This is a genomic window from Shigella sp. FC1544 (genome assembly GCF_001722145.1).
GTDB lineage: Bacteria > Pseudomonadota > Gammaproteobacteria > Enterobacterales > Enterobacteriaceae > Escherichia > Escherichia coli.
On record NZ_MECT01000038.1, the window covers coordinates 1 to 11,058 of the forward strand.

At 50.8% G+C, this 11,058-nt stretch carries 9 protein-coding genes and 3 pseudogenes; 7 read left to right on the forward strand and 5 right to left on the reverse strand.

The window, feature by feature from the left end; genetic code table 11:
• Positions 1-147: IS1 family transposase (locus BGK49_RS25170; protein ID WP_001393286.1), on the reverse strand; the 147-nt coding region annotated here is incomplete at its 3' end.
• A gap of 55 nt (positions 148-202) precedes the next feature.
• Here BGK49_RS25170 and BGK49_RS03170 point away from each other — a divergent pair.
• From BGK49_RS03170 to xylR, 3 genes and pseudogenes are all read left to right on the forward strand, one after another.
• Positions 203-655 (forward strand): annotated as a pseudogene (locus tag BGK49_RS03170) (ATP-binding cassette domain-containing protein); the annotation flags it as partial.
• Positions 633-1,814 (forward strand): xylose ABC transporter permease XylH, encoded by a 1,182-nt coding sequence (xylH, locus tag BGK49_RS03175; protein WP_000045978.1) that lies wholly within the window; start codon positions 633-635, stop codon positions 1,812-1,814. The pseudogene BGK49_RS03170 and the gene xylH, both read left to right, overlap by 23 nt.
• Positions 1,815-1,891: 77 nt before the next feature.
• Positions 1,892-3,070 (forward strand): D-xylose utilization transcriptional activator XylR, encoded by a 1,179-nt coding sequence (gene xylR / locus BGK49_RS03180; protein WP_000494484.1) that lies wholly within the window; start codon positions 1,892-1,894, stop codon positions 3,068-3,070.
• Between the two features lie 107 nt (positions 3,071-3,177).
• On the opposite strand, the gene BGK49_RS03185 is transcribed toward xylR, so the two are convergent.
• On the reverse strand, positions 3,178-4,002 hold the full coding sequence (locus BGK49_RS03185) for a protein bax (RefSeq protein WP_001297957.1): 825 nt from the start codon (positions 4,000-4,002) through the stop codon (positions 3,178-3,180).
• Positions 4,003-4,321: 319 nt separating this feature from the next.
• On the opposite strand from BGK49_RS03185, the gene malS reads away from it, so the two are divergent.
• Positions 4,322-6,352, forward strand: coding sequence for an alpha-amylase (gene malS / locus BGK49_RS03190; RefSeq protein WP_000761941.1), 2,031 nt, complete (start codon positions 4,322-4,324; stop codon positions 6,350-6,352).
• Positions 6,353-6,529: 177 nt separating this feature from the next.
• Positions 6,530-7,783 (forward strand): valine--pyruvate transaminase, encoded by a 1,254-nt coding sequence (avtA, locus tag BGK49_RS03195; RefSeq protein WP_000144361.1) that lies wholly within the window; start codon positions 6,530-6,532, stop codon positions 7,781-7,783.
• 150 nt (positions 7,784-7,933) lie between these two features.
• Here avtA and BGK49_RS03205 read toward each other — a convergent pair whose 3' ends face one another.
• On the reverse strand, positions 7,934-8,407 hold the full coding sequence (locus BGK49_RS03205; protein WP_005039319.1) for a 4Fe-4S binding protein: 474 nt from the start codon (positions 8,405-8,407) through the stop codon (positions 7,934-7,936).
• A 101-nt stretch (positions 8,408-8,508) separates the two neighbouring features.
• Positions 8,509-9,357, reverse strand: coding sequence for an IclR family transcriptional regulator YiaJ (gene yiaJ / locus BGK49_RS03210; RefSeq protein ID WP_000514248.1), 849 nt, complete (start codon positions 9,355-9,357; stop codon positions 8,509-8,511).
• Between the two features lie 200 nt (positions 9,358-9,557).
• Here yiaJ and yiaK point away from each other — a divergent pair, with 200 nt between their 5' ends.
• Together yiaK and BGK49_RS03220 are read left to right on the forward strand one after the other, a co-directional pair.
• The gene (gene yiaK / locus BGK49_RS03215) at positions 9,558-10,550 is read left to right on the forward strand and encodes a 3-dehydro-L-gulonate 2-dehydrogenase (RefSeq protein ID WP_000869023.1); all 993 of its coding nucleotides are present in this window, start codon (positions 9,558-9,560) and stop codon (positions 10,548-10,550) included.
• Positions 10,551-10,561: 11 nt separating this feature from the next.
• Positions 10,562-10,753: pseudogene (locus tag BGK49_RS03220) on the forward strand (YhcH/YjgK/YiaL family protein); the annotation flags it as partial.
• A 15-nt stretch (positions 10,754-10,768) separates the two neighbouring features.
• On the opposite strand, the pseudogene BGK49_RS25180 reads toward BGK49_RS03220, so the two are convergent.
• Positions 10,769-11,058: pseudogene (locus BGK49_RS25180) on the reverse strand (IS1-like element IS1X2 family transposase); the annotation flags it as partial.

Below are 11,058 nucleotides of genomic sequence, written 5' to 3' on the forward strand. Positions count from 1 at the left end.
TTGAGAAGCGGTGTAAGTGAACTGCAGTTGCCATGTTTTACGGCAGTGAGAGCAGAGATAGCGCTGATGTCCGGCAGTGCTTTTGCCGTTACGCACCACCCCGTCAGTAGCTGAACAGGAGGGACAGCTGATAGAAACAGAAGCCACTGGAGCACCTCAAAAACACCATCATACACTAAATCAGTAAGTTGGCAGCATCACCGCCGCACTCAATAAATTTACCGGTGGCATTAGCCAGCTTGATGACGCGGCAGAGCAAAAATGTATTCTGGAATCAATCCAGCAACTCAAAGTTAAAACGTCGTCCCCCGATCTTGCTATTGGACGTTTGAGCGGCGGCAATCAGCAAAAAGCGATCCTCGCCCGCTGTCTGTTACTCAACCCGCGCATTCTCATTCTTGATGAACCTACCAGGGGTATTGATATTGGCGCGAAATATGAGATCTACAAATTAATTAACCAACTCGTCCAGCAGGGTATTGCCGTTATTGTCATCTCTTCCGAATTACCTGAAGTGCTCGGCCTTAGCGATCGTGTACTGGTGATGCATGAAGGGAAACTAAAAGCCAACCTGATAAATCATAACCTGACTCAGGAGCAGGTGATGGAAGCCGCATTGAGGAGCGAACATCATGTCGAAAAGCAATCCGTCTGAAGTGAAATTGGCCGTACCGACATCCGGTGGCTTTTCCGGGCTGAAATCACTGAATTTGCAGGTCTTCGTGATGATTGCAGCTATCATCGCAATCATGCTGTTCTTTACCTGGACCACCGATGGTGCCTACTTAAGCGCCCGTAACGTCTCCAACCTGTTACGCCAGACCGCGATTACCGGCATCCTCGCGGTAGGAATGGTGTTCGTCATAATTTCTGCTGAAATCGACCTTTCCGTCGGCTCAATGATGGGGCTATTAGGTGGCGTCGCGGCGATTTGTGACGTCTGGTTAGGCTGGCCTTTGCCACTTACCATCATTGTGACGTTGGTTCTGGGACTGCTTCTCGGTGCGTGGAACGGATGGTGGGTCGCGTACCGTAAAGTCCCTTCATTTATTGTCACCCTCGCGGGCATGTTGGCATTTCGCGGCATACTCATTGGCATCACCAACGGCACGACTGTATCCCCCACCAGCGCCGCGATGTCACAAATTGGGCAAAGCTATCTCCCCGCCAGTACCGGCTTCATCATTGGCGCGCTTGGCTTAATGGCTTTTGTTGGTTGGCAATGGCGCGGAAGAATGCGCCGTCAGGCTTTGGGTTTACAGTCTCCGGCCTCTACCGCAGTAGTCGGTCGCCAGGCTTTAACCGCTATCATCGTATTAGGCGCAATCTGGCTGTTGAATGATTACCGTGGCGTTCCCACTCCTGTTCTGCTGCTGACGTTGCTGTTACTCGGCGGAATGTTTATGGCAACGCGGACGGCATTTGGACGACGCATTTATGCCATCGGCGGCAATCTGGAAGCAGCACGTCTCTCCGGGATTAACGTTGAACGCACCAAACTTGCCGTGTTCGCGATTAACGGATTAATGGTAGCCATCGCCGGATTAATCCTTAGTTCTCGACTTGGCGCTGGTTCACCTTCTGCGGGAAATATCGCCGAACTGGACGCTATTGCAGCATGCGTGATTGGCGGCACCAGCCTGGCTGGCGGTGTGGGGAGCGTTGCCGGAGCAGTAATGGGGGCATTTATCATGGCTTCACTGGATAACGGCATGAGTATGATGGATGTACCGACCTTCTGGCAGTATATCGTTAAAGGTGCGATTCTGTTGCTGGCAGTATGGATGGACTCCGCAACCAAACGCCGTTCTTGATTTTGATAAAAATTTTCTCAAAGCCGGTTACGTATTACCGGTTTTGAGTTTTTGCATGATTCAGCAGGAAAAGAACCATGTTTACTAAACGTCACCGCATCACATTACTGTTCAATGCCAATAAAGCCTATGACCGGCAGGTAGTAGAAGGCGTAGGGGAATATTTACAGGCGTCACAATCAGAATGGGATATTTTCATTGAAGAAGATTTCCGCGCCCGCATTGATAAAATCAAGGACTGGTTAGGAGATGGCGTCATTGCCGACTTCGACGACAAACAAATCGAGCAAGCGCTGGCTGATGTCGACGTCCCCATTGTTGGGGTTGGCGGCTCGTATCACCTTGCAGAAAGTTACCCACCCGTTCATTACATTGCCACCGATAACTATGCGCTGGTTGAAAGCGCATTTTTGCATTTAAAAGAGAAAGGCGTTAACCGCTTTGCTTTTTATGGTCTTCCGGAATCAAGCGGCAAACGTTGGGCCACTGAACGCGAATATGCATTTCGTCAGCTTGTCGCCGAAGAAAAGTATCGCGGAGTGGTTTATCAGGGGTTAGAAACCGCGCCAGAGAACTGGCAACACGCGCAAAATCGGCTGGCAGACTGGCTACAAACGCTGCCACCGCAAACCGGGATTATTGCCGTTACTGACGCCCGGGCGCGGCATATTCTGCAAGTATGTGAACATCTACACATTCCCGTACCGGAAAAATTATGCGTGATTGGCATCGACAACGAAGAACTGACCCGCTATCTGTCGCGTGTCGCCCTTTCTTCGGTCGCTCAGGGCGCGCGGCAAATGGGCTATCAGGCGGCAAAACTGTTGCATCGATTATTAGATAAAGAAGAAATGCCGCTACAGCGAATTTTGGTCCCACCAGTTCGCGTCATTGAACGGCGCTCAACAGATTATCGCTCGCTGACCGATCCCGCCGTTATTCAGGCCATGCATTACATTCGTAATCACGCCTGTAAAGGGATTAAAGTGGATCAGGTACTGGATGCGGTCGGGATCTCGCGCTCCAATCTTGAGAAGCGTTTTAAAGAAGAGGTGGGTGAAACCATCCATGCCATGATTCATGCCGAGAAGCTGGAGAAAGCGCGCAGTCTGCTGATTTCAACCACCTTGTCGATCAATGAGATATCGCAAATGTGCGGTTATCCATCGCTGCAATATTTCTACTCTGTTTTTAAAAAAGCATATGACACAACGCCAAAAGAGTATCGCGATGTAAATAGCGAGGTCATGTTGTAGCGATGATGAGAATTGTCGGCGTCACATCAGGGAACTCAGCACAGCCACCTGATGCGAGCAAAAGCCTTATCCGACCGACAAATCAGATAAGGCTCAAGGAAATGCAATTACATATGCGCCGCGATTAACCGTTGGTTATCCTGGTACATTGCGAACAGGTAGTTATTATAACTCTTCCCTTTGGTCGAGTAGCCCTTCAGCTTGTGAATCATCGCTGTGGCAGTCACTTCCTGATCCGCTTTACGCAGCTGCGCACGCGATTTACGGAACGAAGAGTAAGCCGGGTGCGTATTCAGGTTAGTGACATAGGCGCTCACCGATTCTTTGACAGAACTAAACTGTGAGTACCCTTTCACTTTACCCGGCGCATTGGTACAACGTCCTTTCATGCATTTCATGCCGAACAGATTGTTATTGTTGCGCGCCAGCTTCGACGTTCCCCAACCGCTTTCTGCTGCAGCCATCGTCGCCACCATACTGGTAGGGATAATGTCTACGCGTTCAAGCAAGGTATTCCACGGGATTTTTCGCGTATTACCAGACCACTTCACCTTGTAGCGTTTGGCGATGTCTTTCAGACGCGCACGCTCAGCAGGTGACCATTGGCCCTGATACTGTTTTGAAATCAGCCAGTTACGTTCTGCAGTAATGGCTGCATTTTGGCTGGTAATGTAAGGCATTACGGTCCGGAGAAACGCCTTTTTCCTTGGTGTTCCGGAAGGGTATTTTCGCAAATCAGGAAGTGAACTACTCTTTGCACTATTGCGAGAATACTCTTGTTTACTGCTTACCTGTTTATTACTAGCTTTAGTTAAGTGGGACTTTTGACTCGCTGTTGTTGTGTGCGTCTTCGCTAACACCTCACTCGAAAACACCAGAGTGAGTAACATAAGAATCATCGCCCCATATCGTCGTATGGGAGTCAAAATCATCAGGTCTCCTGGTCGGATTTAATCATTCCAACACCTTATATTTTTCACAAATTTGAGAGTTGAATCTCAAATCATATCAAAAATAGCTGTCAAGAGCACCCCAAGGAATAGTCCAAATCTGAAACTATGTCACGAGTTAACGATTCAGATTGGCGCTAAATCGCAGAAAATGTGGGGTTTATCGCAAAATTCAGCCGTTTTTTGCGCGCGATCGCTCACCCTTGCTTCTCATCCTGTGGACTTACCGCTCAGGGATGAGTTTTGTCTGGCTTATCGCTGGCAAACTGTCTGAAATCGCAGCAATAAGGACTCATCCACCATGAAACTCGCCTCCTGTTTTCTGACACTCCTTCCTGGCTTCGCCGTTGCCGCCAGCTGGACTTCTCCGGGGTTCCCTGCCTTTAGCGAACAGGGAACGGGAACATTTGTCAGCCACGCGCAGTTGCCCAAAGGTACGCGTCCACTCACGCTAAATTTTGACCAACAGTGCTGGCAGCCTGCAGATGCGATAAAACTCAATCAGATGCTTTCCCTGCAACCTTGTAGCAACACGCCGCCTCAATGGCGATTGTTCAGGGACGGCAAATATACGCTGCAAATAGACACCCGCTCCGGTACGCCAACATTGATGATTTCCATCCAGAACGCCGCCGAACCGGTAGCAAACCTGGTCCGTGAATGCCCGAAATGGGATGGATTACCGCTCACGCTGGATGTCAGCGCCACTTTCCCGGAAGGAGCCGCCGTACGGGATTATTACAGCCAGCAAATTGCGATAGTGAAGAACGGTCAAATAACGTTACAACCCGCTGCTACCAGCAACGGTTTACTCCTGCTGGAACGGGCAGAAACTGACACATCCACCCCTTTCGACTGGCATAACGCCACGGTTTACTTTGTGCTGACAGATCGTTTCGAAAACGGCGATCCCAGTAATGACCAGAGTTACGGACGTCATAAAGACGGTATGGCGGAAATTGGCACTTTTCACGGCGGCGATTTACGCGGCCTGATCAACAAACTGGATTACCTCCAGCAGTTGGGCGTTAATGCTTTATGGATAAGCGCCCCATTTGAGCAAATTCACGGCTGGGTCGGCGGCGGTACAAAAGGCGATTTCCCGCATTATGCCTACCACGGTTATTACACACAGGACTGGACGAATCTTGATGCCAATATGGGCAACGAAGCCGATCTACGGACGCTGATTGATAGCGCACATCAGCGCGGTATTCGTATTCTCTTTGATGTCGTGATGAACCACACCGGCTATGCCACGCTGGTGGATATGCAGGAGTATCAGTTTGGCGCGTTATATCTTTCTGGTGACGAAGTGAAAAAAACGCTGGGTGAACGCTGGAGCGACTGGAAACCTGCCGCCGGGCAAACCTGGCATAGCTTTAACGATTACATTAATTTCAGCGACAAAACAGGCTGGGATAAATGGTGGGGAAAAAACTGGATCAGAACGGATATCGGCGATTACGACAATCCTGGATTCGACGATCTCACTATGTCGCTGGCCTTTTTGCCGGATATCAAAACCGAATCAACTACCGCTTCTGGTCTGCCGGTGTTCTATAAAAACAAAACGGATACTCACGCTAAAGTCATCGAAGGCTTTACACCTCGCGATTACTTAACCCACTGGTTAAGTCAGTGGGTCCGCGACTATGGGATTGATGGTTTTCGGGTCGATACCGCCAAACATGTTGAGTTGCCCGCCTGGCAGCAACTGAAAACCGAAGCCAGCTCCGCGCTTCGCGAATGGAAAAAAACTAACCCCGAGAAAGCATTAGATGACAAACCTTTCTGGATGACCGGTGAAGCCTGGGGCCACGGCGTGATGCAAAGTGACTACTATCGCCACGGCTTCGATGCGATGATCAATTTCGATTATCAGGAGCAGGCGGCGAAAGCAGTCGATTGTCTGGCGCAGATGGATACGACCTGGCAGCAAATGGCGGAGAAATTGCAGGGTTTCAACGTGTTGAGCTACCTCTCGTCGCATGATACCCGTCTGTTCCGTGAAGGGGGCGACAAAGCAGCAGAGTTATTACTATTAGCGCCAGGCGCGGTACAAATCTTTTATGGCGATGAATCCTCGCGTCCGTTCGGTCCTACAGGTTCTGATCCGCTGCAAGGTACACGTTCGGATATGAACTGGCAGGATGTTAGCGGTAAATCTGCCGCCAACGTCGTGCACTGGCAGAAAATCAGCCAGTTCCGCGCCCGCCATCCCGCAATTGGCGCGGGCAAACAAACGACACTTTCGCTGAAGCAGGGCTACGGCTTTGTTCGTGAGCATGGCGACGATAAAGTGCTGGTCATCTGGGCTGGGCAACAGTGACTTTTCCGGCTTCCCGTTCATCAGTACCTCGGGAAGCCGCCAACCAGGATAAAATGTCAGCCCTAATCAGCGTTGCAGGATAAAGCACCGCTCACTCTTCAACAGACCGATTTGCACCCCAGCAAATGTAGCGTTATTGTTACCTTCCTTGCTACAGAGTTCGACAGATATCCCGCTATGACATTCTCCCTTTTTGGTGACAAATTTACCCGCCACTCCGGCATTACGCTGCTGATGGAAGATCTGAACGACGGTTTACGCACGCCTGGCGCGATTATGCTCGGCGGCGGTAATCCGGCGCAGATCCCGGAAATGCAGGACTACTTCCAGACGCTACTGACCGACATGCTGGAAAGTGGCAAAGCGACTGATGCACTGTGTAACTACGACGGTCCACAGGGGAAAACGGAGCTACTCACACTGCTTGCCGGAATGCTGCGCGAGAAGTTGGGTTGGGATATCGAACCACAGAATATTGCACTAACAAACGGCAGCCAGAGCGCGTTTTTCTACTTATTTAACCTGTTTGCCGGACGCCGTGCCGATGGTCGGGTCAAAAAAGTGCTGTTCCCGCTGGCACCGGAATACATTGGCTACGCTGACGCCGGACTGGAAGAAGATCTGTTTGTCTCTGCGCGTCCGAATATTGAACTGCTGCCGGAAGGCCAGTTTAAATACCACGTCGATTTTGAGCATCTGCATATTGGCGAAGAAACCGGGATGATTTGCGTCTCCCGGCCGACGAATCCAACAGGCAATGTGATTACTGACGAAGAGTTGCTGAAGCTTGACGCGCTGGCGAATCAACACGGCATTCCGCTGGTAATTGATAACGCTTATGGCGTCCCGTTCCCGGGTATCATCTTCAGTGAAGCGCGCCCGCTATGGAATCCGAATATCGTGCTGTGCATGAGTCTTTCCAAGCTGGGGCTGCCTGGCTCCCGCTGCGGCATTATCATCGCCAATGAAAAAATCATCACTGCCATCACCAATATGAACGGCATTATCAGCCTGGCACCTGGCGGTATTGGTCCGGCGATGATGTGTGAAATGATTAAGCGTAACGATCTGCTGCGCCTGTCTGAAACAGTCATCAAACCGTTTTACTACCAGCGTGTTCAGGAAACTATCGCCATCATTCGCCGCTATTTACCGGAAAATCGCTGCCTGATTCATAAACCGGAAGGAGCCATTTTCCTCTGGCTATGGTTTAAGGATTTGCCCATTACGACCGAGCAGCTCTATCAGCGCCTGAAAGCACGCGGCGTGCTGATGGTGCCGGGGCACAACTTCTTCCCGGGACTGGATAAACCGTGGCCGCATACGCATCAATGTATGCGCATGAACTACGTACCAGAGCCGGAGAAAATTGAGGCGGGGGTGAAGATTCTGGCGGAAGAGATAGAAAGAGCCTGGGCTGAAAGTCACTAAAAATTGCCTGATGCGCTACGCTTATCAGGCCTACATGATTTCTGCAATATATTGAATTTGGAAGAATTTGTAGGCCGGATAAGGCGTTTACGCCGCATCTGGCATAAACAAAGCGCACTATTCCGGCGTTGAGAAACGCCGGAAAACGTTTCAAACAGGCTGCTGCCGTAGCCGATGCCGCTGCACTTTCTCGACATCCATGCACTGCAACGCCTTTGTCGGGCAGGCTTCAACACAGGGCGGCCCCGTCTCCCGATGCCAGCACAGATCGCACTTAATCGCCCTCGCCTTTTTGCGCGAAGAAACGACCTCCATCGCACCAAACGGGCAAGCCAGCATACAGCTTTTACAGCCAATGCAACGTGTTTGTTCAACGAAAATATGCCCATGTTCGCGGCTTATCGCGTCAACAGGGCAGACATTCGCGCACGGTGCATCTTCACACTGATGACAGGCTACTGCCGTGGTCCAGCTGTGGTCTTTAATGACACGAATACGGGAAATAAACTCGTCTGGTGACAACGCAGCGCAATCCTGATTCTCCTGATGCGACACTGCGCAAGCCACTTCACAGGTACGGCAACCGATACATTTCGTCGCATCCGCAATAATAAACCGGTTCATGATCACTCCTTTGCACTAAAACAGCAGAGTGCCAGAGAGCGCGTCCCTACTGCTTTGATCCAACGAAGGAAATGTTAAAGTTTTGGCACTTGTCCAAAGCGTTATGTGATCGCGCCCAGGTCATCCCTGACAGTAAATCCCAGTTCATTAGAAATAGCCTGCGCGGTTTCACGCAGTGGTTTCAGGAGATTTTTCTCTCCCACCTGTTTCAGACGTGATGTCGAAAGCGAAATCGACACGGCGTACGGCACCCGCCCATGAATATCAAACACCGGAACAGCAATACAGGAGACGCCGAGTTCGTTTTCTTCTCTGTCCATCGCCGCTCCGCTTTCACGAATGTGCGCCAGTTCGTCGAACATCGCGGGCAGCTCGGTAATGGTATTGCGGGTTAACGGCTGGATCTCATGCTGATGGTTTTCCCAGTATGACTTCACGTAGTCCGGGTGACCAAACGCCATGTAGATCTTGCCCATTGCGGAACAGTAGAGCGGCATATGCTGGCCAATATAGGCACGGGTTCGCAGCATCCCGGTTGTGGGTTCCAGCTTATAAATCAAAATAGCGTGATCGTCTTCGCGGCTGGAGAAGTTAATGGTTTCACCAGTGGCGATGTTCAGTGCCTCAAGATGCGGAGCGGCGATATGCATGATATTCAGCGAAGACAGCGCCTTCTGCCCGACGGCAATAAATTTGGTAGTCAGGCGGTAACTCCCTGCGGCAGGCGCGGTGGTCACATAGCCGCAGGACTGTAATCCCTGCAATAAGCGATGGACGGTACTCTTATTTAAACCAGCCAGCTCCGAAAGATGCGCCAACGGACAACCGTTTGGATAGTTGCTCAAAATCTCAATCAGCATCAACCCGCGAAACAGACTCTGGCTTCCGGCTGGACGCTCTTTTTCCTGCGCCATCTCGTTCTCTTTTTTTCCCATCACTTCTTTCCCCATTTTGTCGCGTCCTGATGGTAGCGCAAAGTGTGCCGTAGTTCACGATCTCGACAGATAATTTATAACCACTTGATTTTTATGTCTTTTGAAATTCATCAATCAGATTTCTTTGTTAAAAAGTGATCGATATATTTGAAATCAAGTTTCGCTTATTGAAATTTTAAGCCAAAAAAGCGATCAAAAAAACAAGGAAGCCTGGGATGAAAGTGACATTTGAGCAGTTAAAAGCAGCCTTTAATCGGGTCTTAATTTCACGCGGCGTTGACAGCGAAACGGCTGACGCCTGTGCAGAGATGTTCGCCCGCACCACCGAATCCGGCGTTTATTCTCACGGCGTTAATCGTTTCCCTCGTTTCATTCAACAACTGGAAAACGGCGATATCATTCCTGATGCCCAACCCAAACGTATAACCAGCCTCGGCGCAATTGAACAGTGGGATGCCCAGCGTTCGATCGGCAACCTGACGGCGAAAAAGATGATGGATCGCGCCATTGAACTGGCTGCCGATCACTGTATTGGTCTGGTGGCACTTCGTAATGCCAACCACTGGATGCGCGGCGGCAGCTACGGCTGGCAGACGGCGGAAAAAGGCTATATTGGCATTTGCTGGACCAACTCCATCGCCGTAATGCCGCCGTGGGGCGCAAAAGAGTGTCGCATTGGCACTAACCCGCTGATCGTCGCCATTCCTTCCACGCCGATCACCATGGTCGATATGTCGATGTTCTCTTACGGCATGTTAGAAGTTAACCGCCTGGCGGGCCGTCAGCTCCCGGTCGATGGTGGCTTTGATGATGAGGGCAATTTGACCAAAGAACCTGGCGTTATCGAGAAGAATCGCCGCATTTTGCCGATGGGCTACTGGAAAGGTTCTGGCATGTCGATTGTGCTGGATATGATCGCTACTCTCCTTTCCGACGGCGCATCGGTTGCCGAAGTCACCCAGGACAACAGCGACGAATACGGCATTTCACAAATTTTTATTGCCATTGAAGTGGACAAGCTTATCGACGGTCCCACCCGCGATGCCAAGCTGCAACGCATCATGGATTACGTTACTACCGCTGAACGCGCTGACGAAAACCAGGCCATCCGCTTACCCGGCCACGAATTTACTACCCTGCTGGCCGAAAACCGCCGTAACGGCATCACTGTTGATGACAGCGTGTGGGCCAAAATCCAGGCGTTATGAGGAGATAAGTCATGATTTTTGGACATATCGCGCAGCCCAATCCGTGCCGTTTGCCCGCCGCCATTGAAAAGGCGCTCGATTTTCTGCGCGCTACCAACTTCAACGTCCTGGAGCCGGGCGTTGTCGAAATCGACGGCAAGAATATTTATGCGCAAATTATCGATTTAACCACACGCGAAGCGGTGGAAAACCGTCCGGAAGTGGGTAATGACTCCAACTTACTGATAGTGTTTTATGTTCAGATAATGCCCGATGACCTTGTCATGCAGCTCCACCGATTTTGAGAACGACAGTGACTTCCGTCCCAGCCTTGCCAGATGTTGTCTCAGATTCAGATTATGTCGCTCAATGCGCTGAGTGTAACGCTTGCTGATAACGTGCAGCTTTCCCTTCAGGCGTGATTCATACAGCGGCCAGCCATCCGTCATCCATACCACGACCTCAAAGGCCGACAGCAGGCTCAGAAGACGCTCCAGTGTGGCCAGAGTGCGTTCACCGAAGACGTGCG

Coding starts and splice junctions, on each gene's coding strand:
- malS (WP_000761941.1), top strand. CDS start 4,322: ATGAAACTCGCCTCCTGTTTTCTGACACTCCTTCCTGGCTTCGCCGTT.
- yiaJ (WP_000514248.1), bottom strand. CDS start 9,357: ATGGGGAAAGAAGTGATGGGAAAAAAAGAGAACGAGATGGCGCAGGAA.
- yiaK (WP_000869023.1), top strand. CDS start 9,558: ATGAAAGTGACATTTGAGCAGTTAAAAGCAGCCTTTAATCGGGTCTTA.
- BGK49_RS03185 (WP_001297957.1), bottom strand. CDS start 4,002: ATGATTTTGACTCCCATACGACGATATGGGGCGATGATTCTTATGTTA.
- xylR (WP_000494484.1), top strand. CDS start 1,892: ATGTTTACTAAACGTCACCGCATCACATTACTGTTCAATGCCAATAAA.
- BGK49_RS03205 (WP_005039319.1), bottom strand. CDS start 8,407: ATGAACCGGTTTATTATTGCGGATGCGACGAAATGTATCGGTTGCCGT.
- xylH (WP_000045978.1), top strand. CDS start 633: ATGTCGAAAAGCAATCCGTCTGAAGTGAAATTGGCCGTACCGACATCC.
- avtA (WP_000144361.1), top strand. CDS start 6,530: ATGACATTCTCCCTTTTTGGTGACAAATTTACCCGCCACTCCGGCATT.